The organism is Hydrobacter penzbergensis, from assembly GCF_900106985.1.
GTDB lineage: Bacteria > Bacteroidota > Bacteroidia > Chitinophagales > Chitinophagaceae > Sediminibacterium > Sediminibacterium magnilacihabitans.
Window position 1 is genome coordinate 102,102 of sequence record NZ_FNNO01000001.1, and the last position, 20,731, is coordinate 122,832.

At 46.2% G+C, this 20,731-nt stretch carries 21 protein-coding genes; 10 read left to right on the forward strand and 11 right to left on the reverse strand.

All coding sequences use genetic code 11. The features are described from left to right. Nucleotides 1-19: 19 nt before the first annotated feature. Together BLU98_RS00535 and aat are read left to right on the forward strand one after the other, a co-directional pair. A complete protein-coding gene (locus tag BLU98_RS00535) occupies nucleotides 20-328 on the forward strand; it encodes an ATP-dependent Clp protease adaptor ClpS (protein ID WP_257574608.1) in 309 nt (102 codons plus the stop codon). 2 nt (nucleotides 329-330) lie between these two features. After that, the gene (gene aat, locus BLU98_RS00540) at nucleotides 331-972 is read left to right on the forward strand and encodes a leucyl/phenylalanyl-tRNA--protein transferase (protein WP_092721306.1); all 642 of its coding nucleotides are present in this window, start codon (nucleotides 331-333) and stop codon (nucleotides 970-972) included. Here the strand turns inward: aat and BLU98_RS00545 are convergent. The 3 genes from BLU98_RS00545 to BLU98_RS00555 form a co-directional block, all read right to left on the reverse strand. Continuing rightward, nucleotides 969-1,589 carry a DUF4294 domain-containing protein gene (locus BLU98_RS00545; RefSeq protein ID WP_092721307.1) on the reverse strand — a complete coding sequence of 207 codons (621 nt, stop codon included), beginning with the start codon at nucleotides 1,587-1,589 and terminating at the stop codon, nucleotides 969-971. The genes aat and BLU98_RS00545 overlap by 4 nt on opposite strands. Nucleotides 1,590-1,674: 85 nt before the next feature. Continuing rightward, complete coding sequence (gene ccsA, locus BLU98_RS00550) at nucleotides 1,675-4,125, reverse strand: cytochrome c biogenesis protein CcsA (protein WP_092721308.1); 2,451 nt, start codon at nucleotides 4,123-4,125, stop codon at nucleotides 1,675-1,677. A 21-nt stretch (nucleotides 4,126-4,146) separates the two neighbouring features. Next, nucleotides 4,147-4,557 (reverse strand): cytochrome c maturation protein CcmE domain-containing protein, encoded by a 411-nt coding sequence (locus BLU98_RS00555; RefSeq protein ID WP_026769870.1) that lies wholly within the window; start codon nucleotides 4,555-4,557, stop codon nucleotides 4,147-4,149. Nucleotides 4,558-4,695: 138 nt separating this feature from the next. Here BLU98_RS00555 and BLU98_RS00560 point away from each other — a divergent pair, with 138 nt between their 5' ends. From BLU98_RS00560 to BLU98_RS00575, 4 genes are all read left to right on the forward strand, one after another. Then, nucleotides 4,696-5,730: an agmatinase family protein gene (locus BLU98_RS00560; protein WP_257574609.1), complete on the forward strand. Its 1,035-nt coding sequence runs from the start codon at nucleotides 4,696-4,698 to the stop codon at nucleotides 5,728-5,730. 1 nt (nucleotide 5,731) lies between these two features. Beyond that, entirely contained in the window at nucleotides 5,732-6,280 is a 549-nt protein-coding gene (locus BLU98_RS00565) for a hypothetical protein (RefSeq protein ID WP_092721310.1), read from the forward strand. Nucleotides 6,281-6,335: 55 nt separating this feature from the next. Further along, a complete protein-coding gene (locus tag BLU98_RS00570) occupies nucleotides 6,336-7,646 on the forward strand; it encodes a radical SAM family protein (protein WP_092721311.1) in 1,311 nt (436 codons plus the stop codon). A 398-nt stretch (nucleotides 7,647-8,044) separates the two neighbouring features. Next, nucleotides 8,045-10,246 carry an outer membrane beta-barrel family protein gene (locus BLU98_RS00575; protein ID WP_092721312.1) on the forward strand — a complete coding sequence of 734 codons (2,202 nt, stop codon included), beginning with the start codon at nucleotides 8,045-8,047 and terminating at the stop codon, nucleotides 10,244-10,246. Here BLU98_RS00575 and BLU98_RS00580 read toward each other — a convergent pair. Next, nucleotides 10,243-11,097 (reverse strand): hypothetical protein, encoded by an 855-nt coding sequence (locus BLU98_RS00580; RefSeq protein ID WP_092721313.1) that lies wholly within the window; start codon nucleotides 11,095-11,097, stop codon nucleotides 10,243-10,245. The genes BLU98_RS00575 and BLU98_RS00580 overlap by 4 nt on opposite strands. 114 nt (nucleotides 11,098-11,211) lie before the next feature. Here BLU98_RS00580 and BLU98_RS00585 point away from each other — a divergent pair, with 114 nt between their 5' ends. From BLU98_RS00585 to BLU98_RS00595, 3 genes are all read left to right on the forward strand, one after another. Then, nucleotides 11,212-11,985: a sulfite exporter TauE/SafE family protein gene (locus BLU98_RS00585; RefSeq protein ID WP_092721314.1), complete on the forward strand. Its 774-nt coding sequence runs from the start codon at nucleotides 11,212-11,214 to the stop codon at nucleotides 11,983-11,985. A gap of 215 nt (nucleotides 11,986-12,200) precedes the next feature. Next, nucleotides 12,201-13,076, forward strand: a complete 876-nt coding sequence (locus tag BLU98_RS00590) for a hypothetical protein (RefSeq protein WP_092721315.1) — start codon at nucleotides 12,201-12,203, stop codon at nucleotides 13,074-13,076. Between the two features lie 49 nt (nucleotides 13,077-13,125). Next, nucleotides 13,126-14,430 carry a bifunctional folylpolyglutamate synthase/dihydrofolate synthase gene (locus BLU98_RS00595; RefSeq protein WP_092721316.1) on the forward strand — a complete coding sequence of 435 codons (1,305 nt, stop codon included), beginning with the start codon at nucleotides 13,126-13,128 and terminating at the stop codon, nucleotides 14,428-14,430. A gap of 86 nt (nucleotides 14,431-14,516) precedes the next feature. Here BLU98_RS00595 and BLU98_RS00600 read toward each other — a convergent pair whose 3' ends face one another. From BLU98_RS00600 to BLU98_RS00625, 6 genes are read right to left on the reverse strand one after another with little or no spacing between them, the layout of a single operon-like run. After that, nucleotides 14,517-15,056 carry an NUDIX hydrolase gene (locus tag BLU98_RS00600; protein WP_257574610.1) on the reverse strand — a complete coding sequence of 180 codons (540 nt, stop codon included), beginning with the start codon at nucleotides 15,054-15,056 and terminating at the stop codon, nucleotides 14,517-14,519. 18 nt (nucleotides 15,057-15,074) lie between these two features. After that, nucleotides 15,075-15,602 (reverse strand): YfiT family bacillithiol transferase, encoded by a 528-nt coding sequence (locus tag BLU98_RS00605; RefSeq protein WP_026769861.1) that lies wholly within the window; start codon nucleotides 15,600-15,602, stop codon nucleotides 15,075-15,077. An 18-nt stretch (nucleotides 15,603-15,620) separates the two neighbouring features. Beyond that, complete coding sequence (locus BLU98_RS00610) at nucleotides 15,621-16,382, reverse strand: ABC transporter ATP-binding protein (protein ID WP_092721318.1); 762 nt, start codon at nucleotides 16,380-16,382, stop codon at nucleotides 15,621-15,623. A 3-nt stretch (nucleotides 16,383-16,385) separates the two neighbouring features. After that, the gene (locus BLU98_RS00615; RefSeq protein ID WP_105469234.1) at nucleotides 16,386-16,883 is read right to left on the reverse strand and encodes a hypothetical protein; all 498 of its coding nucleotides are present in this window, start codon (nucleotides 16,881-16,883) and stop codon (nucleotides 16,386-16,388) included. A 6-nt stretch (nucleotides 16,884-16,889) separates the two neighbouring features. Further along, nucleotides 16,890-17,906: a class 1 fructose-bisphosphatase gene (fbp, locus tag BLU98_RS00620; protein ID WP_257574611.1), complete on the reverse strand. Its 1,017-nt coding sequence runs from the start codon at nucleotides 17,904-17,906 to the stop codon at nucleotides 16,890-16,892. Between the two features lie 57 nt (nucleotides 17,907-17,963). Continuing rightward, on the reverse strand, nucleotides 17,964-18,467 hold the full coding sequence (locus BLU98_RS00625) for a CAP domain-containing protein (protein ID WP_257574612.1): 504 nt from the start codon (nucleotides 18,465-18,467) through the stop codon (nucleotides 17,964-17,966). Between the two features lie 96 nt (nucleotides 18,468-18,563). On the opposite strand from BLU98_RS00625, the gene BLU98_RS00630 reads away from it, so the two are divergent. Beyond that, nucleotides 18,564-19,850 carry an aspartate kinase gene (locus BLU98_RS00630; protein ID WP_257574613.1) on the forward strand — a complete coding sequence of 429 codons (1,287 nt, stop codon included), beginning with the start codon at nucleotides 18,564-18,566 and terminating at the stop codon, nucleotides 19,848-19,850. A gap of 9 nt (nucleotides 19,851-19,859) precedes the next feature. Here BLU98_RS00630 and BLU98_RS00635 read toward each other — a convergent pair whose 3' ends face one another. Then, nucleotides 19,860-20,618, reverse strand: a complete 759-nt coding sequence (locus BLU98_RS00635) for a L,D-transpeptidase family protein (protein WP_092721320.1) — start codon at nucleotides 20,616-20,618, stop codon at nucleotides 19,860-19,862. Nucleotides 20,619-20,731 lie beyond the last annotated feature (113 nt).

Here is a 20,731-nt window from a genome sequence, read left to right on the forward strand (position 1 = left end):
AACATGGTAACTTTGCAGCATGATGGTTTACCCCTCGAATGCATCTACCCGGCCCTGGGAAACGGAAGAACAGGATATACTCACAGCCACTGCACTACCGTATAGCCTCATTGTGTGGAATGACGAAGTAAATACGTTTGAATGGGTGATTGAAACCCTCATGACTGTTTGCGGTCATACACTGGAACAGGCCGAACAATCGGCCCTGCTTATCCACTTCAAAGGCAAATATGCAGTGAAGAAAGGCGACTACGATACCCTCAAACCCATGCGCGATGCCATTACCGACAGGGGCATCGGCGCAACTATTGAATCAACCGATCTGTAACCATGTCGCTCTACGCATTGAACGACCAGCTCTGGTTTCCTCCGGTGCAGGATGCACTGGAAGATGGTCTGTTGGCCATGGGTGGCGATATGGGTATTGACCGCTTATTGCTGGCCTATAAAAGCGGTATTTTCCCCTGGTACGATGGAGATATTCCCCTGTGGTGGAGCCCCGATCCGCGCTTTGTACTTTTCCCCGATGAACTGAAGGAAAGCAAGAGCATGAAAGCCATTGAAAAAAAACAGGTCTTTCAATTCAGAACCAATACCGCTTTCGCCGATGTGATCCGCAACTGCAAACTACTCGCAAGAAAAGGACAGGATGGCACCTGGATCACCGATGAATTGGAAGTTTCATTCAACGAACTGCACCGCATGGGTGTGGCGCATTGCGCAGAAGCCTGGCATGAAGGAAAATTAGTAGGCGGATTATACGGCATTCGCATGGGACATTGTTTTTTTGGCGAAAGCATGTTCAGCAAGCACAGCAATGCCAGCAAGTTTGCATTCATTCAATATGTGAAACTATTGAAACAGGAAGGTGTGCAATTGATCGACTGCCAGGTGTACACCGAACACCTCGAAAGCCTGGGCGCCAGGATGATCCCCAGAACAGATTTTATTCAACGCATCAGCAAAGGTTAACCCCTCGAATAACCATACATTTTTTCTACATCTTTCACGATACGCTCCATCTCTGCATCATTCCCCTTAGCATCATAACTTTGCTTCAGGTTGCTGCCAAATACCACCGCTACGGTTTGCCAGAAAGCCGCGGTGATGAATCCTTTGTATTCTTCAATGATCTCGTAACAATTATTGCCCGTTTCCCGGTTGATGAGTTTCATGAGTACTTTGCCCTGGTATACGGAGAGTTGCGTGAGTTTATCGGTAAACTGCTTTTTCAATTCTTTTTCTTTGGAACGGATGATGATCCGTCGCTGTTTTTTATCGCTTACATTGGCCAGCCGCAGATTGATCTCATTCATAATGCGGCCAGCCGCTTTGGCATAAGGATAAGTAACATAAACGGCGTTGCGCAAGCGGGTCCAGTTAGCCCAGTAATTTTTCCATTGGCGAGTGAGCTTGCCAATCACTTCTACGGTAGGCAGGTAATCATAGGGAATGGTATCGCCTGTGGGAGTAACCAGGGCATAAACTTTTATGGTATCTAGAGGCCCGCGCCCGTTCGTTTGCGAACGGACGGGTTGCACCGATGCCAGAAAGAAGCAAAGCACCAGCCAAAAAACAATATGGCGCATGGGTTTATTCACCGACTTTAAAAATAGAACTATATTCTATCATTAATGCTGCCTGGCTAAAAAAGTAACCCGCTTTAACAATCGATTATTTGACCCTGAAAAGGCTTTTCTGCTGTCTTTGTACGATGGACATGACGAACCCTGCTACCATCACCATTACCCCCAGCCAGAGGATATTGATCATAGGAAATTCATATACTTTGAGGGTAAGCAGGTCGGTAATGGCGCCGCTTTCTTTAACGCCTATCTCCAGTTTACCTGCGGCAGGGTCTACTACGCGGTTGAATTTCAGCACCATACTCTGCGAGCGCACAGTATCGGTAATGGCCCGCATCTCCTGGCCTTCAATCGCAATACCAGGCCGGGCCGGGTAGCGGCGCCCGTCTTTTGAAATCACCGTCATATCCAGGAAAATGGATGCCGGCTCTTCTTTCACCACTTTGTTCAGGATCATCAACCCATTGCTATAGAAAAGCGTATCGCCTACTTTTAATTGCTGGTTGTGGAAGCTCGTGGTATCGGCTAGGTTATTTTCCTGGTAAGAAGTAATGTAAACGAAAATATCTTTATACCAGTAATGTTTAGAGGCAGGGTTGGCAGAAGGACCTTCCATTCCCTTGTTGTTCTTGATCACATCAGGATAGAGCTTAAAATGTTCATCTCCCTTTTTTGCTTTGAAATCTATTTCGAAATAACGTTTGCGGTCTCGTTGGTTCATGGTATCCATCGTATAAGTTACCATATACTTACCCATATCGGTAGCCACTCCTTTGAACAAAGTAAGGTTCTCGGCCGGATTGCCCACCGGGTCGTTCTTCGATTTGGATTCTTGGGCACGCAATGGGGTAACACCCGTAGTATTCCAGCTCAACACTGTTTTTTTACTGGATGATATAAGGATACCCACCAGCACCATTCCAAAACCAATATGTGCCACAGAAGCGCCGGCCGCTTTTAACCGGCCTTTCATCCCCAACCATATATACGATGTATTCGCTACCACAGCATACACCGCAGCAAAAATGGCCAGGTGAATGGCCACCAGGAAGCCGGGTCCTTTTTTATCATACCCGATCACACCAAACGTACTGATGGCAATACTGATGACCAGGGCGATCGCAGTAGGCAGCCATATTTTCTTTCCGAAAAAAGCTTTGGGTGTGTCTTTGTATTTGAAGTATTGCGCAACTGCAGTGAGCAAGCCGATTACAATGGCCACGAATACCTGTATCTGGTTGTAAGCAAATTCAGGGTCTTCCGGCGGCGCAATATTGGTGCTGAATATTTTATTAAATACGGGAACAGAAGTTTTGGCAATGATCACGATGCCCGACAAGAACAATACCAGTGACCCAATGAACATCCAGAACTCCCGGCTGTAGGTATTTTCTTCTTTGGCAATAGCAGGAATACTTTTATACCGCGCTATGAAAAGGCCTATGGCCGGCAACAGGAACACCAGTACAAACAGCAACAACTGCGTATTCATACCCAGGTCGGTAAACGCATGTACCGAAGTATCGCCGAGGATACCGCTGCGGGTTAAGAAAGTGGAATACAATACCAGCAAAAAAGAAAACAGGTAAAAGAAATAAGTGGGCCGCAACGAATAACCGCTGTGGTTGTACACCAGGTTGGTATGCAAGCCTGCGATCAATACCAGCCAGGGCACCAGCGAAGCATTCTCAACTGGATCCCATGCCCAATAACCGCCGAACGACAAACTCTCATAAGCCCATGCAGCGCCCATCATAATACCGGTACCCAGCACGGCGCCGGAAAAACAAGCCCAGGCAATCGTAGGTTTTACCCAGTCGTGCCGGCGGTTCATCAACCCAGCCATGGCATACGCAAAAGGCACAATGGTAGAAGCGAATCCGAGGAACAATACCGGCGGATGAATTACCATCCAGTAATTCTGCAACAGCGTGTTCAACCCTGTTCCGTCTTTTATAAATTGCAGGTAATCGGCACGGATACCACCGTTCACCACATCCTGGAAAATGGGTGCATTATCCAGGAACCCTTCGTTGCGCAATAAGCTGAACGGATTGCTGCCTACTTTGGTTCCAAAAAAATAAATGCCTATCAGCATACTGGCAATGGCGAACTGCGCAAAACTGATCACCGTCATCACACCGGCTTCCCAATCTTTCGAACGCCAGATCAATATCCATCCCAACACACAATGCCAGAAGCTCCAGAGCATGAAGCTTCCTTCCTGCCCTTCCCAGAAACAACTCAGCAGGTATTCTGTTTGCAGGCTTTTGTCGCTGTGTGTATACGCGTATTTGTATTCAAAAAGATGATGCGAAATGATGTAATACAATGTTACAAAAAGCGCCAGCACACTCACCGTTTCTATGAGGAAGGAAAGGCGGGCCAGCCGTATCCAGCTTTGCTTTTCTGTAATACCCGCCGTGCGGTTGGCTTTGAAATAAGCAATGGTAGCTACCAGTGAAGCCACCAGGGAAAGCACTGCAAAAAAATGTCCAGTCTGCCCGGGAAATAAATGTTCACCTATATAATTATTCATCGATGCGGAAGATTCTGTGGTTTATTTGCTTTCTGCCTGCAATCTGTTCTGCGTGGCTTTGGGATCGTCTTTATACTTGGAAGGACATTTCAGCAAAATGTCTTTACATTCAAAATGATCGCCCTGTACCCTTCCTTTCAACACTAGCCTGTCGCTTTTTTCCATATCGGTAGGCTTATTATTGTGGTACACTACTTTAATGGAATTACCCAGGGTATCTACGGCAGTAAAACTGAGGTAATTGGGATTTTTTACCGCATCGTATTCGAGGGGTTGCTGTTTATCGAGCTTGGCTATGAGGTTCACAAATTTGCCTTCTTTCTGTTTGGCCGAAGCGATGGTCTCATAAGTAGTGAGGTCGCCCGTATAACTGATGAGCACCACGATGGCCGCTGCTATCAATACCAATAAAATAATATGTGTCTTCTTCATTTCGCCATATTTGGCGCGAAATTAATCCAAAAAAAGGAGCCACAGTGGGGTATTGGTACGGGCGGTAAGAAATGACAGAAATCAAACAGTACTGCTAACTTTGCATTACCTTCGCGCCGTTTGCAAATAAAGAGCATCATGACCGACTTATCGCAATTCGATCCCAATTCGGTGAGTAATCCCAACAACAACATCTTTGGCCTTCCTTTTTCAGAAGAGGACTCACGCCTGGTGATCATTCCTGTGCCCTGGGAAGTAACCGTTAGTTATGGCGCCGGCACCTCACGCGCTGCGGAGCATGTTTTCAAAGCGAGCATGCAGGTAGACCTCTTCGATGCCGATGTACCCGATGGATGGAAGCAGGGCTTTTTCATGCGGGAGACCGATAAACGCATTTTGCTAAAAAGCGATTACCTGCGCAAAGAAGCGGAACTCTATATCGATTATATTTCCAAAGGCGAACCGCTGGAGAAGAACAAGTTCATGTGCAAAAGCCTCAAAGATATCAATGCAGGCGGCGTTGCGCTGAATCAATGGGTGTACGAACAAGCGCGCGACCTGCTCAACCGCGAAAAACTTGTGGCTTTGCTGGGAGGCGATCACAGCATTTCATTGGGGATATTAAAAGCGCTGGCCGAAAAGCACAGCAATTTTGGTATCCTGCAAATCGATGCGCATTGCGACCTGAGAAAGAATTATGAGAACTTCACCTACTCGCATGCTTCTGTGATGTACAATGCCCTGGAAGAATTGCCACAGATCAGCAAACTGGTGCAGGTGGGGATCCGCGATTACTGCGAAGAAGAATGGCAATACATCTGCAATAGCCAGTACAGGGTGGTTACTTATTTAGACAGGGCCATCAAAGAAAGACAATACGAAGGCGAAACCTGGAAACAGATCGTAGACGATATCGTAGATAAATTACCCCAACATGTTTACATCAGTTTCGATGTAGACGGACTTGACCGCAAGCTTTGTCCGAATACCGGCACCCCGGTGCATGGCGGCTTTGAGGGAGAAGAAGTGTTGTATCTTTTCCGGAAAGTACAAGAAAGCGGCCGTACCCTCATTGGTTTCGACCTGGTTGAAATTGGCGTGGGACAAAGCGATTGGGATAGTGTAGTTGGCGCGCAAATGTTGTGGCGTCTTTGTAACCTGATGGTGAAATAGCATGAAGACGTACGAATATATCATTACCTTCAAATCGCGCAATCAGAAAATCGTGGATCGCATCAGCCTCATCATGCTCATCATGGCTGTTGTCGTATTCATCTTTTCCATTTTTACAGCATCAGCTATCAAAACCATTCTCTTTCTTTCAATCATTGTATTGCTGATGGTTGGTTATACTGCTTATCTTAAAATGCGGGAAAACAAAGGCCAGGCCGTTCATTACCGGATAGCTTTATTACTGGCAGCCTGTGGTTGGTACCTGTTGCCGCATGGACTCATTCCTTTCATTGCTTACCTGCTGGCGGCCCTGTTGGAAAAGCAGGCAAAATTTCCGCAGGAAGTCGCATTCGACAAAGATGAGATCGTGATCAACAGTTTCCCCAGAAAACATTATCAATGGAGCGACATGAACAATGTGGTATTGAAAGACAACCTGCTTACCATTGATTTCAAGAACAATAAACTGGTACAAAAAGAAACAGAAAGCCCGGTGACTGATACAATGGAAGCAGAATTCAACGAATTTTGCAAACAGCATCTCAACTAACAACTAACAACTAACAACTAACAACTAACAACTCATAGCTCATTTCATTTCAGCAATGTTACCCCAATTACCATACCTCCTCTATTCCGACGGCAACGGCAATATCTATGAAGACACCACCCTCTACGCAGTGGGCCGTGCCGGATGGGATGCATTCCCCATTCCCGCGAAAGACTGGATAGAATTGCCCGATGGTGGCAACCTCTATGAGTTACCGGGGCGAAGGGGTATTGGCATAGATGTGAACACAGGAGAAATGCGTTTGTGTGAGAAGGGATGGGCTGTGGCAGCATTCATTCCACCGGCACATACCGGTTTGTTTATTGCCGCTTATGAAACATTACCTGATGCGCCTACCCTTCCACTGTTTTGTTATACAGCGGCCGGATGGTTCGATCATAAAACCTATGTACCTGCTGTGCGCATTGAGCAGGACATCCGGCAGGAATGTGCCGGTTATGACAATGCAAAGATTCAATCGGGTACCGAGCATTTGTTACAGGCCTATCCACACAACAGGCTGGTGAAACATTTGATGGAGAATTGTTGCATGACCTATCATTGTCCCGCTGCCAGGAATTTTTCCATGGCGCGCTGGGAATGCCCCGTGCCTACTTCTCCGGCCTGCAATGCCAACTGTATCGGTTGTATTTCTTTCCAGCCCGAAGAAGAAACCATTGTTTCCACGCAAGACCGCCTCACCTTCAAACCAACCGCAGCGGAAATTGTAGAATTCACCGTACCGCATTTGATAGAAGCCCCCTTTCCTATCGTAAGCTTCGGACAGGGTTGCGAAGGCGAGCCCTTACTCATGTGGGAAACCATCCGCGAATCTATTTTGGAGATACGCAAACATACCGACCGCGGCAGCATCAACATCAACACCAACGGTTCAAAACCAGATGCTGTGAAAGCCTTATGTGAAGCGGGTTTGAACAGTATCCGCGTGAGCACCAATTCGGCGCGCAAACATATTTATGAGCCTTATTACCGGCCAAATAATTACCGTTTTGAAGACATCATTGAAAGCCTGAAAGTAATGCGCAGTTATGGCGGATGGACCAGCATCAATTATTTCGTATTCCCTGGTATGACCGATAGTGTGGAAGAATATGAAGCCCTAAGGCAGCTCATTATTGATACCGACTTGTCGATGATCCAGTGGCGCAATTTCAATATCGACCCAGACTGGTACATGGGAAAGATCGGCGCGCATGAAACCGGTGAAATGCTGGGCGTAAAACAACTGATGAGCCTGATAAGAGAAGAGTTCCCGCAATTGAAATTCGGTTATTTTAATCCGCCCATGGAACGCATCAAAGGCGATTATAACAGGGAATTCGCCGGCGCCGAACGTTATGTATAGCTTTTGAAGGATTATTGTTCGATGGATATTTGTTCTTTCTGTGTACCAGCAAAGTACCTCAGCCGGAGCTGGCAGCCACCAGCCTCGCTGTTTGTTCGATACGGCTTCGCTGTTTATAAAACAATTCGTATTTAACTCTTGTTTTCTTCGTCCTTTCTTCGCTATTTCTTTACCCCTGCTTCGACGCTTCTTTACCCCTTGTTCGTCTCCGCCCGAAGAAAGGGTAAAGAAATGGTATATAAAAGACGAAATGGGAGTGGTGCAGATACGAATCAAATAAGGCCAGGTACAGCGATGATAGCACATTCATACTGACTCCTGGAATATATCTATGGCTATTCAGTGCAATTAAACTATTTTATTAGTTAAATAACTAAATATTTAGTTATTATTGCAGTATGAATCTTCTTTCCAATCGATATTTAGTCCTTTCGTTCGGGTTGACGGCATTTACGATCATTCCTTCCCCTGCCCAGCACAATACTGATACCAGCAGGCGTTGGACCAGGGATACTGTTATACTGAAGGATGTAATCATCAAAGCCACGCGTCGCATGTATTCAGAGCAGCAGATTGACCGGACAATCGTACATATCAACGCGCTTCCTTCCAATGCCGGCTTGCATATCGTGGATATACTCAACAATACACCTGGCATCATGGTGGAAGACAATGGCAATATCAGCATCTATGGAAAAGACCAGGCCTCGGTATTCATCGATGATAAACCCGTTTATTTAACCGGGAAAGAGCTGTTGAATTATCTTCAGTCACTGCCTTCCGGGATACTGGATAAAATAGAGATCATGCCCAACCCTCCTGCCCGGTATGCAGCGAATGGTATGGGGGGTATTATTCTCATACGGACCAAAAAAACAGGCAACAGAGGTTTCAATGGTAACCTCATCCTGAATTACGGGCAAGGTGTTTATCCAAAATCGAACAGCAGTTTTATCTGTAATTACAGGGACAGACACATGAATGTATACGGCATGGCAACTTATAGCCAGCCGCATACATATTATACAGCTGAACGCGACAGGGCCTATCATTTTCCAAACGGCACAGGGGATTATAATATTCTGCAGCATAATGCAGAAATCAACTTTCGCTGGGCATATAGTTATAAATCAGGTATAGATATCGATCTTGATAAAAGCACCAGCCTGTCTCTATCCGGTAAAAGTTATATGAGTCCTTACAGAGAGACCGGGCACTATACGACCGGTTTTTATACAGGCCGGCAGCCGGATTCAATTGTATATTCCAATAGTTACCTGCGAACATATACCACCCATTATTTACTCAACCTCGGGATATTACACCATTTCAGCAATCCATTAAAAGAATGGTCTTTGAATATGGATTATCTCACAATGAACGACCAGGGTAACCAGGTATTGAACAGCAATACATTTACCAGCGGAGGAAACTGGCAAAACAACAATACCCTTTTCTCCTTCAACCCTTTTAAAGTGTATGTTTATAGTGTTATGCTCGATGCCAAAACACCTGTTGCGGGATTGCTCACGCTGGAGACCGGCCTGCAAAGCAGTTTCTCATCCCGTGAAAGCAATGGCAACTACCTGGTACAGGATACAACAGGCCTGCACCCGGCCAATAGCCTGAACAACAGTTTTCATTTCAACGAAAACATCAATGCGATCTATGGTAGCTTGAACGGCCAATATAAAAAACTTACATGGAAAGTTGGATTCCGTATGGAGCATACACATGTCAATGCTTCCATTCTCGACATACAGTATACCGATCTCTTCCCTACTGTGTACCTGCAATACAAGTTAGACAGCGGATCTCAACAGGCCCTTCGTTTTTCTTTTGGCAAACGCATTACGCGACCGGATTACCAGAGTTATAATCCATCCATTTTCTTTTTCAACAGTTATACCTATATCACAGGTAACAGCCTGTTGCAACCGCAGTACAATTATGAAGCAGCATTATCATACAGTCATACCAGGATCATCAGTATAGGCTTACAATACAATAGATCCAGCAATTATCTCCTGACGGCATACAAACAGGTAGACAAAGCACTTGTTGTTACCAATGCAAACATTGACCGTTCGAACAGCATCGGGATCAATGTCACTAATGCATTACCACTGGCAAAATGGTGGACAGTAAACCTTTACCAGGAGTTGACCCTTAACACATACATGGGTAGCCTGTTTTCCGGGAACGACCTGTTGAATAATCAGTTAACCAGCTATCGTGTCAACGCCAACCAGCAGTTTACATTCGGGAAAGGATGGAGTGCAGACCTGGCTGCTGTTTACCGGAGTAATAATTTATATGGACAGGCCATCATTAAAGCAGTATGGCAGGTACATGCAGGCCTTCAAAAACAATTTGACAAACACAGTACTTTCAATATCTCCGTAAGAGACCTGTTCCATAGTTGGTCGTTTAAAAGACATATTGAAATACCCGGCGCCATTGTTGATGTATCCAATCAATCCGATTCCCGTTTCATCAGCTTTACCTGGAATTATCGTTTTGGCAGCAATGCCTTGAATCGGGAACGGAAATCGGCGCTGCAAACGGAGGCCGGACGCGCCGGTATCAGTAATAATTAGCCTGCTTTCGCCAATATAATCTCGCGCCATACCCTGGTAGATTCGGGCATTCTTTGTCTTCCCCCCCTTCCCAAACCGCCACCGGTACCAATGGATATACCCAAACCGCCGCCACTACCGAAGCTGCCAAATCCAAAACCACCACCAATTCCAATACCTGGTCCCCTCCTTCCGCCCCTGGCAGATGGATCAACGGGTACGGGATCAATCACAAAACCAACCGACAGGCTTCTTCCTCCCTGGTTCACGGCACTGCCCCGATTGAACAGCGCGGAAAAGGGTATCACTGCTTCATATATCAACTCGCCCGTGGCATTCATCCCTACACTTACCTGGATGCCCTCCTTGTTCTCTTTACCATAATCGTAATTCTCCAAAGATTTCACAGTGTTGAACCCGAACAAAGAATAATCCTGTGCATTGTTAAGTGCAATATGTCTATTGTTATTGTATTCCTGCCTTCCATTCATGGGGCCTTTGGGTATATTGCCTGTTGGATAAACAATACCTGCAGCACCATGCTCTTCGTTAACGGCATGCGTATTAAAAAGAACGGTGAGTCCGCCCCTTAATATCTCCTGTTGCGTGTTTTCATCGCTGCTGCGCAGCATCACATACAAATTGGTTTGATCATTGGTAACGGCGTAATGGAACTTTTCCTTTTTGTTGTATTCAAAAAGCAGTGGCGCCGTCCAGTCGCTATCACTACCATCGATCGTTAGCTTATTTGCCTGCCAGCTTCCTTTCGACGCCGGCTCCTGTTGTTGAACATTCCTGGAACTGCTGCAGGCAATCAGCAAAAAGCAGCACAGCAAAGATGCCCCGCTAATCAATACATGGATTCTTTTCATGACCGGTACTTGATGAGTTCATTACAAAAATACAGCTTAGATGCGGTGAATCGTTTCTGTTATCTTTATACACTTGTTAAAAGGCAGTGGAATTGCTGGAAATTTTGAACTTATATGGATATTGTTACGATCGGATTACTCTGTACCATCGCTTTTGCCGCCGGTTTTGTAGATGCTATTGTGGGCGGTGGCGGCCTGATTCAAACACCTGCTTCGCTTGTTTTATTACCATCCTATCCGGTAGCTACCGTGATCGGCTCATTAAAAATCCCTTCTTTCAGCGGCACCGCCATAGCGGCAAGGCAGTATTTCAAACGTGTTGCCATGAATGGGAAACGGCTGCTGCTCATGTGCGCTGTTGCTGCTGCCGCCGCATTTGCCGGGTCTCAACTGCTTACGGTGGTCAGTAACCGCTATATGAAACCGGTCATTTTTATTGTGCTGATCATCGTTGCCATTTATACATATTTCAAAAAAGATTTTGGTCAGCATACCCACCGCGATCATTCACCCCAAACTGTTTTGTGGTACAGTCTGCTTATTAGTGTTGTCATTGGATTTTATGACGGCTTTATCGGTCCTGGTGCAGGCAGTTTCTTCATACTCGCTTTTATTTCCATACTGGGTTTTGACTTCCTGCAGGCCAGCGCCCATGCCAAAATGCTGAACCTAGCCACCAACTTTGGTTCTATCCTGCTTTTCCTTGGTAAAGGTTCCATACTCTGGCCCATCGCCATTCCCATGGCCATATGCAATGCCCTGGGAGGCTTTGCCGGCGCTAAACTGGCACTGAAGAAAGGGAACAGGTTCATCCGTATTTTTTTCATGATTATTGTTACAGCTACCCTGTTGCGATTTGGCTATAACATATTTTTCAGAAATGCCTGATCTGCTTTTATCGTCACCCCGAGCGTAGCCGAGGGGCCTCACGAAGTCTTCAGCAGCTCCTTCGACTCACTTCGTTCGCTCAGGATGACGGGTAACGGTCTTTAACGTTTCTTTATACCAAAAAGTGGATTACGGCAGCATTCTGGCAGTAATTTTCAACATCGGCGATTTACTCCAACACCCAATGTATATTTGGTATGCTTAATTCCTATCAGATGGAAATCAGTTTCGAGCGGGAAAAGAACATCAAAGCATCGGCCATTACCCTGGCTATCTGCTTTTTGCTGTTCCTGCTTTTCTTTTTCCTGCAATGGACACTGCCGCAGATACCGCAGCCCAGTTTGGGAGAAGGTATTGAAGTGAACCTGGGCAACAGCGAAACCGGTTCCGGCTCTGTGGCCCCACAAATTCCCGGCGAACCTTCTGCTACCCAGGAAGAACACAGCGCACCACCCAAATCTGTTCAGGCGCCCTCCAATCAACCCAATATCAGTGCCGATGAAAATGCAGATGCCGATGCGCCTGTGGTGAATAAGCCTTTACACAAACCCATTCCCAAAGCTGAGATACGCCCCGAAGCGCCTTTGAAAAGAACAACAGCAACAGCTACCCATACCGCTACCGCTCCTCCAAAACCCAAAGCAGTGTTCAAAGGTGGAACCAGTACCACCAGCAGTGGTAACCGTGCCGATAGTTACAATGGCGTACGTGATCAGGGCATTGCAGGCGGACATGGTGATCAGGGCAATCCCAATGGTAATCCCAATTCCGATAGCTATACCGGTAATGCATCCAGCGGTCACGGTGGCGCTGGCGGCGTGAGTATCCGGAGCGGACTCGACGGCCGTCGTATCACCAGGCTTCCTTCTTTCGAAGACGACTTCAATGAGAATGCCAAAGTAGCCGTGGATATTACCGTTGACCGCAGCGGCAATGTAACACAGGCCACGGTGAATGTAAGGGGCACCACCACCACCAACCAGAACATCCGCGACATCGCTTTGCGTAAAGCCAGGATGCTCAAACTCAACGCCGGTAATACCGACGAACAAACCGGCACACTGGTATTCAGTTTCAAACTGCGCGGTTAGAAAGAAGTCAAAAGTCAATTTGAATTTTTACTTTTGATTTTTATTTTCAATGAGCTATCAGGAAACCCTTGACTATTTATTCAACCGGCTGCCTATGTTCAGTCACATAGGAGCTGCTGCATATAAAAAAGACCTCGCCAATACCATCCGTTTATGCGAAGCACTGGGCAATCCGCAACGGCGTTTCAAAAGCATTCATGTTGCAGGCACCAATGGTAAAGGCTCTACCAGTCACATGCTGGCTGCCATATTGCAAACAGCAGGATATAAAACAGGACTCTATACCTCACCTCACCTGAAAGATTTCAGGGAGCGGATCAAAGTAAATGGTGAAATGTGTTGCGAAGCGTTTGTGACGCAGTTTACCCAGCGCATCCGTCCGTTGATAGAAGAAATAGAGCCTTCCTTTTTCGAGATCACTGTAGCCATGGCATTCGATTATTTTGCCAGTCAGCAGGTAGATGTAGCTGTTATTGAAGTAGGATTGGGAGGCCGGCTCGACAGCACCAATATCATCACACCTGAATTAAGCATCATCACCAATATCGGATGGGATCACATGAACATGCTGGGCAATACACTGGAGGCAATTGCCGGTGAAAAAGCAGGCATCATCAAACCGCATATCCCGGTAGTGATTGGTGAATCGTTGCCTGAGACCAAACCGGTTTTCGAGCGGAAAGCAGCAGGCGACAATGGTATTGCCCCTTCTCCTATTTTTTTTGCAGAAACTACCCGTTATGTAACCGACTGGAAATACGAGCAACACCAGTTGGCCGTTGAAGTAGCCGATAACAGGCACCAGGAACACCAGGTGTATCATCTCGATTTGCCCGGTATCTACCAGCTCAAAAACCTGCTCACCGTGCTGGAAGCGGTAACACAACTGCAACAGAAAGGGTGGCGCATAGATCACCAGATGGTGCAGCAGGCCCTTCGCCAGGTAAAAAAACTCACCGGCTTACACGGCCGTTGGGAAATCATTCACCTACATCCGCTGGTAGTGTTGGATGTAGGACATAACATAGATGGCATCAAACAAATAAGAGAACAACTGGAGTTATCTGCCTGCAAGCAATTGCATATTGTAATGGGGATGGTGAAAGACAAAGAGGTGGACAAAGTGCTGGCTTTATTACCTGCCTATGCAACATACTATTTCACCAAAGCACAGATACCCCGCGCACTCGATGAAAAAACCTTGCAGCAAATGGCCGCTAAACACCAATTGAAAGGATATGCATTTGAAGAAGTCAATGCGGCGCTGCACAAGGCAATAGAAAATGCTTCGAAAGAGGATATGATATTAGTCTGTGGAAGTGTATTTCTGGTGGGGGAAGTAAGAAACATATAACGTCATCCCGAGCGTAGCCGAGGGATCTCACTAAGCGTTCAGCAGATCCCTCGACTCGCTTCGCTCGCTCGGGATGACGATAAAATTTACAACCATTTCAATTTCACCAGCGCATCATAAATAGCGCCCACCTGCACGCCGTGCTGGAATTTTCCTTCACGCAACAGCTGTATCACTTCTTCTTTGCTGAAACTTACTACTTCAATGTCTTCGAATGGATCGAATTTTTGCGTACCGCCTGGCTCAGCATTCCTTGCAAGGTAGAAATAAGCTGTGTTGTCATTGATAGCTGGGTTAGGTGATACCTGGTAAAGAAATTCAATCTCATTAGAAGTATAGCCTGTCTCTTCTATCATTTCCCTTTTTACAGCTGCTTCGGGCGATTCATTTTTATCTATCACGCCGCCCGGTAATTCGATGGTGATCATATCACCGGCATAGCGGTACTGTCGTACAAACACCATCCGTTCGTCTTTGGTTACCACCACCACATTGGCCCAGTTGGGCAATTCCACTACATAATAAGGTTCAATGATGCGGCCATCCGGTAATTCACAACTGGCGGCACGCGCTTTGAACCAACGGTCGTGGTAAACATATTTTGAAGACAAGGTCTTCCACTTCATTTCCCGGGTCATATATAATTACCAACCTTTGTTTTCACGAAGTGTGGTGATGTGTGCCGTATGGTGTTTGCCATGCCAGGCATACATACCCAGCAGGAACCACAATGTCATTTGTCTTCCGTGATCCGGATGCACTACCGTACGCTGCCATTGTTCATCGGTGATATCTTTAACAGCTGCATGCCAGCGGCGATGCAGTGCGTGCAATAAAGTAATGGAAACATTCACAGGTATTGTTTCTACATCGGCCAGCAAGGCCCACTCCTTTTCTTCATAGGGCCTGATGGTGGGATTGGTTTCGGTGAGTCCCAGTTTGAAACGTGTATATGCATTCAGGTGGCTGTCGGCCACATGATGTACCAATTGTTGTACAGTCCATCCCCCATCGCGATAAGGTGTTTGCAATTGTTTTGCATCGAGATTGAGAATGGCTTTTTCCAATTCTTCCGGCAGGAACTGGATATCCGATAACCAGGCCTTTTTCTGCGCTGCTGAAAAAGCTTGCGGCTCATATTTACCAATAGGATAACGGGGATCGTTGCTCATATAAAAATATTAAAGTGATTATTGCTCGCGTAAAACATGTCCTGTAAGATGAATGAACACATCTTCCAGGTTGGCCTTTTTTACTTCTTTGGGTCTTTCAAATCCGGTGGCTACCAGTTCGTCGATCAATTTATCGGGTGTGTTCATGGCAATGATCTTTCCGCTGTCGATGATGGCTACTCTATCACACAGCACTTCCGCTTCATCCATATAATGTGTGGTGATGATCACTGTAGTGCCCTGTTTGCGGATATTGCTGATCAGGTCCCACAGGTTGCGCCGCGCTTGCGGATCGAGTCCGGTGGTAGGCTCATCGAGAAAAATGATCCTGGGTTTATTGATGAGGGTGGTAGCAATAGAAAATCTTTGTTTCTGTCCACCGCTCAACTCTTTGAATTTAGCGCCTGCTTTATCGCGCAGGTTCACCGTATCGAGCAAAGTATAAGGATCGATCACTTCATTATACAAACCGGCAAACAAACGGATCAGCTCTACCAGCTTGAGGCCAGGATAATAACCCGAAGTCTGCAACTGCACGCCAATGAGTTTCTTGATCTCGTTGGGTGAAGTATCGAGGTTCAGTCCGTCTACCCATACTTCCCCGCTGGTCTTTTCCCGCAGGGTTTCTATGATCTCCAGCGTGGTGGATTTACCGGCGCCATTCGGTCCCAGCAGACCGAATATCTCTCCTTCCTTCACATCGAAACTGATGCCCTTCACTGCTTCAAAATCGCCGTATTTTTTGTGCAGGTTCTTTACCTGGATGATGTTTTTTTGCATGACCTAAAATTTATACACTAACCCCAACTTACTGGATGATACACCAATGCCAAGACTGGCCGTATTGTGCCGGGCATTGAAAACAGTAACTGCCTGTAACAATTGTTGCTGGCTCTTAAGCAGCAGGTATCCTCCATAGGTTGCTGATACAAAGCCGCCGGTAACCAATAGCCACCCAGGTGTTTTCTGGTCATTGTTTCCACTACTGATCTCTGATACGCCCAATACAATGGCGACTGTTCCGGCTAATGTCAGTACCTGACTCATGATCTTGGAAGTCTGATGCCGTTTATACAAATGCATGAGATCCGGGTCGCCTGTTCTTTCAAACAACATCCTGAATTCCCGGCTGCCTCTGTAAACAGTATCGCGGTAAAGGATATTGTTGGTTTTGGTGTTCAGGAGATAATTCATTTTTGAAGGATCTATCCTCATTTGCGCTTCAGTGCATGCAGCAGTTCCCATCATCAACAATACAATACTCATCAATCTAACTTTCATTACCGGCTATATTTTTGCCTGAAGATACAATTCTAATTCATCCATCATCCCTTTGCTTCCAATAAACAATGGCGTTCGCTGGTGCAATTCAGTGGGTTGAATATCCAGTATTCTTTGCACTCCATCCGTTGCCGCCCCTCCTGCCACTTCTACAATGAAAGCACAGGGATTGGCTTCATACAGCAAACGCAATTTCCCTTTGGGCTTGTCAACCGTTCCGGGATACATAAAGATACCGCCTTTGATGAGGTTACGGTGCACATCGGCCACCATACTTCCGATATAACGCTGGGTATAAGGACCTCCCGTATCTTTCGTTTTACGCTGGCAGCCATCGATATACCGTCTTACTTTTTCATCGTACCGGAAAAAATTACCGTGGTTCACAGAATAAAACATGCCATATTCAGGACATTGAATATTGGGATGGCTCAACGAAAACTCACCGATTGACGGGTCGAGGGTAAACCCGTTCACACCGCGGCGCGTAGCATATACCAGCATGGTGCTGGATCCGTAGATCACATAGCCCGCAGCTACCTGGCGGTTGCCCGGCTGCAGGAAATCTTCTTTGACGCAGGGTTTGCCTTTTTCACTCACCCGCTTGTATACGCTGAAAATAGTGCCGATAGATACATTGACATCTATATTACCGCTGCCATCGAGCGGATCAAAGAGCACCACATATTTACTGTTGTTGCTCACTTCATCATTGAACACCACAAAATCGTCCAGCTCCTCGCTGCCAATGCCTGCACAGCTGATGCCGTGCTTGAGTACACCCATGAAATGATTATTGGCATACACATCGAGCTTCTTCACATCTTCGCCCTGTACGTTCACAGAACCGGCATCACCCAGTATATCTACCAGGCCGGCTTTGTTCACTTCCACATTCACCCGTTTAGCTGCCAATCCAATGTCTCTCAAAAGACTGCTCAGTTCTCCCGTGGCTTTGGGAAACTGCCGCAATTGTTGAATCGTAAATTCATCCAGTGTAAGAATATTCCTGTTTACCATCATAAAAACAAACATTCGTTCGGATAAAGGTAGGACGCAGAAATCAATCGCAGCCAAATTTTATCGCCGCAGGAATATCTGTGTAAAAAATATAATACCTCTGTTATCGGTATAAGTGCCTATGCCTGTAAGCGCATAGTTGCCTTCTATATTTTTCTTGTGTCCAGGGCTTTTCAACCATCCTTGCACCACTTCCCTTGCCGTGAGTTCGCCATAAGCTACATTCTCGGCAGAAGCACTCATCCTGCCTTCTGTTTTCGCAATGGCATTTACCCGGCCTTCAAAGCCTGTATGTCCGAATGGTGTTCTGCCCGTAGCCATATTTTTGCTGTGGTTATATGCTTGTACGGTTGCTGCATCGAACGATTGCAGTTTACTCAATCCCATCGCAGCCCGGTGCTGGTTCACATAATACAGGATATCGTCGTTCATTTTACTCCTTACTACCCGGTAGGTAGCAGGAGGCGGAGTAGCTTCGGCTACCGGTTGCGCGGGACTGCAAGACATCAAAGCGGCAACCATTATAAAAAAAGCAGGGAGTTGGATAATAGATTTCCTTGGCATAAGATTCATTTTACAATGAACAGGCAACAAATGTACCAAAGAAGCGGGGCCTGCAAATTTTAAGTTTATGAATAGGTGAAGGGTTATTTTTGTTGGATGAAAGGAATGAAAGTATTCAAATTCGGCGGCGCAAGTGTTAACAGTGTAGAAAGGATCCAGAACCTGGCAGCGATAGTACGTTCTTTCAACGACCAACCGCTTACCATCGTTATTTCCGCTATGGGTAAAACCACTAATGCGTTGGAAAAAGTGGTGGAAGCTTTTTATGCCGGTAAAAAAGAAGAAGCGTTGCAATTGTTCGGTGTGGTGAAAAATCAACACCTCACTACAGCCAAATACCTGCTGGTTACGCATTACAATCCATGCCTGGCGCGACTGAACGATTTCTTCACAGAAATAGAATGGCTGCTGCATGATAAGCCGGTCAGGGATTTCGATTATTATTACGACCAGGTGGTTTGTGTAGGTGAACTTTTGAGCACCTGCATCATCAGCTATTTCCTCAACCAGGAAGGCATTGCCAATGAGTGGCTCGATGTACGCGACCTGCTCAGGACCGACGATAATTTCCGCGATGCAACCATCGATTGGAAGGTGAGCACAGAAAGAATCCACTCCCATCTAACACCTAACAACTCCCAACTAACAACTCCCATTTACGTAACGCAAGGTTTCATCGGCGCTACAGCCGACAATGAAAGCACTACGCTGGGAAGGGAAGGAAGTGATTATACAGCCGCCGTTTTTGCCAACATGCTCGAAGCTGAAAGTGTTACGATCTGGAAAGATGTGGAAGGCGTGATGAATGCCGATCCCAAACAGTTTCCCGATGCTCAGCTGATACAAGAACTAAGTTTCCGGGAAGTGATCGAAATGGCGTACTATGGTGCGCAAGTGATCCATCCCAAGACCATTAAACCTTTGCAAAACAAAGACATTCCTTTGCTGGTCAAATGCTTCCTCGATCCCTCATTGCCCGGCACTACCATCCATAAAAAGAATGCCAAAGCGCTGCCCCCTATCATTGTGGTAAAACAACAGCAGGTATTGATGCAACTCAACAGCCAGGATTTCTCTTTTGTAGGTGAACAGCCCATGAGCCATCTCTATGCATGGATCAACCAGTCGCGCATCAAACCCAACCTGGTACAAACAGGAGCTATTGGCGTGCAATTGTGCTTCGACGACCGCGCCGACCGGCTTGAACAACTCGCCAGCAAAGCCAGCAATGAATTCGATGTGCAACTGGAGAAAAACCTCACGCTGCTTACCATCAGGCATTATACGCGGGAAAAGTTTGAAGCGCTTACCAATGGAAAAGAAATACTATTGCAGCAACAATCAAAAGAAACCGTACAGGTACTTTACCGCGAACCCCAATAAGGGAGCGCATCAAAGCATTTCATATTCACCCTTCCTGTTCACAGAAATGAGCGGTATTTTTTTGTGTGTTTCGAAATAATCGAACACATCTTTCAGGCGTGTAGTAAAAGACTGGTATTCTTTATCCTCTTTAGATATCTTTTGCAAATATTCCCTGCTCTTTTCCACGTTGAAACGAATGGGAAAAATATGCACCGGAATGAAATCCTGTCCCAGGTTACGCGCATAAGATGCCAGCAGGTACAACTCTTCTATCTGGCTGTTCTGAACAGGAATACAACCTACCGTAATGCAACTGCCATGTATGTAAATACCACTGCCAGGCTTGGCAGAATCGCTCAAAAGTTGGTCAGACATATTCGGATAATTCAGTCCCAGCGACATGTGGTAAACACTCTTGGGATTGAACTGGTTGATATAATAAAAGCCTTCGGGCACCTGGTAATCGCCTTCTATCCGCTTCGGTCCCAAAGAGCCCGACAAAGCGCAGATTTTATACGTCTTGAATAATTTGAAAGGTTCGTGCAAATTGTTACGCACCCACACTTCGAGCTGACTATCATACTTAAAACTGCGCATGTATATCTGCTTCGCAGGCCAGGTAAGATGGGCTGCCTGGAATTGTTTTTTCAGTGTATCTTCTTTTTCCCTGATGGCGTTTATCACACGGGGATAACCACGTTGATTTTCCATGAACGAAGACTGGGCTGAGAGATCTAACACCATCATACTGCCGCACAAAGCAAGAACCAGGACTTTCATTTTCATAAGGTCGAAAATAAGAAATGATGCAAATTGAGCAGGTGCATTTTTAGTTAAAAATGCACCTCCCTCATAAAACGCGTCCTGGTTGTCTAAAATTGTGTGTTCGGATAGAACAA

What these genes read in the sequence shown, in the direction of transcription:
- BLU98_RS00565 (WP_092721310.1), top strand. Translation starts at nt 5,732, where the DNA reads ATGAAGACGTACGAATATATCATTACCTTCAAATCGCGCAATCAGAAA.
- BLU98_RS00535 (WP_257574608.1), top strand. Translation starts at nt 20, where the DNA reads ATGATGGTTTACCCCTCGAATGCATCTACCCGGCCCTGGGAAACGGAA.
- fbp (WP_257574611.1), bottom strand. Translation starts at nt 17,906, where the DNA reads ATGATGGTAAACAGGAATATTCTTACACTGGATGAATTTACGATTCAA.
- BLU98_RS00600 (WP_257574610.1), bottom strand. Translation starts at nt 15,056, where the DNA reads ATGAAGTGGAAGACCTTGTCTTCAAAATATGTTTACCACGACCGTTGG.
- BLU98_RS00630 (WP_257574613.1), top strand. Translation starts at nt 18,564, where the DNA reads ATGAAAGGAATGAAAGTATTCAAATTCGGCGGCGCAAGTGTTAACAGT.
- BLU98_RS00580 (WP_092721313.1), bottom strand. Translation starts at nt 11,097, where the DNA reads ATGAAAAGAATCCATGTATTGATTAGCGGGGCATCTTTGCTGTGCTGC.
- BLU98_RS00590 (WP_092721315.1), top strand. Translation starts at nt 12,201, where the DNA reads ATGGAAATCAGTTTCGAGCGGGAAAAGAACATCAAAGCATCGGCCATT.
- BLU98_RS00585 (WP_092721314.1), top strand. Translation starts at nt 11,212, where the DNA reads ATGGATATTGTTACGATCGGATTACTCTGTACCATCGCTTTTGCCGCC.
- BLU98_RS00595 (WP_092721316.1), top strand. Translation starts at nt 13,126, where the DNA reads ATGAGCTATCAGGAAACCCTTGACTATTTATTCAACCGGCTGCCTATG.
- BLU98_RS00575 (WP_092721312.1), top strand. Translation starts at nt 8,045, where the DNA reads ATGAATCTTCTTTCCAATCGATATTTAGTCCTTTCGTTCGGGTTGACG.
- BLU98_RS00625 (WP_257574612.1), bottom strand. Translation starts at nt 18,467, where the DNA reads ATGCCAAGGAAATCTATTATCCAACTCCCTGCTTTTTTTATAATGGTT.
- ccsA (WP_092721308.1), bottom strand. Translation starts at nt 4,125, where the DNA reads ATGAATAATTATATAGGTGAACATTTATTTCCCGGGCAGACTGGACAT.
- BLU98_RS00560 (WP_257574609.1), top strand. Translation starts at nt 4,696, where the DNA reads ATGACCGACTTATCGCAATTCGATCCCAATTCGGTGAGTAATCCCAAC.
- BLU98_RS00545 (WP_092721307.1), bottom strand. Translation starts at nt 1,589, where the DNA reads ATGCGCCATATTGTTTTTTGGCTGGTGCTTTGCTTCTTTCTGGCATCG.
- BLU98_RS00605 (WP_026769861.1), bottom strand. Translation starts at nt 15,602, where the DNA reads ATGAGCAACGATCCCCGTTATCCTATTGGTAAATATGAGCCGCAAGCT.
- BLU98_RS00570 (WP_092721311.1), top strand. Translation starts at nt 6,336, where the DNA reads ATGTTACCCCAATTACCATACCTCCTCTATTCCGACGGCAACGGCAAT.
- BLU98_RS00610 (WP_092721318.1), bottom strand. Translation starts at nt 16,382, where the DNA reads ATGCAAAAAAACATCATCCAGGTAAAGAACCTGCACAAAAAATACGGC.
- aat (WP_092721306.1), top strand. Translation starts at nt 331, where the DNA reads ATGTCGCTCTACGCATTGAACGACCAGCTCTGGTTTCCTCCGGTGCAG.
- BLU98_RS00615 (WP_105469234.1), bottom strand. Translation starts at nt 16,883, where the DNA reads ATGAAAGTTAGATTGATGAGTATTGTATTGTTGATGATGGGAACTGCT.
- BLU98_RS00635 (WP_092721320.1), bottom strand. Translation starts at nt 20,618, where the DNA reads ATGAAAATGAAAGTCCTGGTTCTTGCTTTGTGCGGCAGTATGATGGTG.
- BLU98_RS00555 (WP_026769870.1), bottom strand. Translation starts at nt 4,557, where the DNA reads ATGAAGAAGACACATATTATTTTATTGGTATTGATAGCAGCGGCCATC.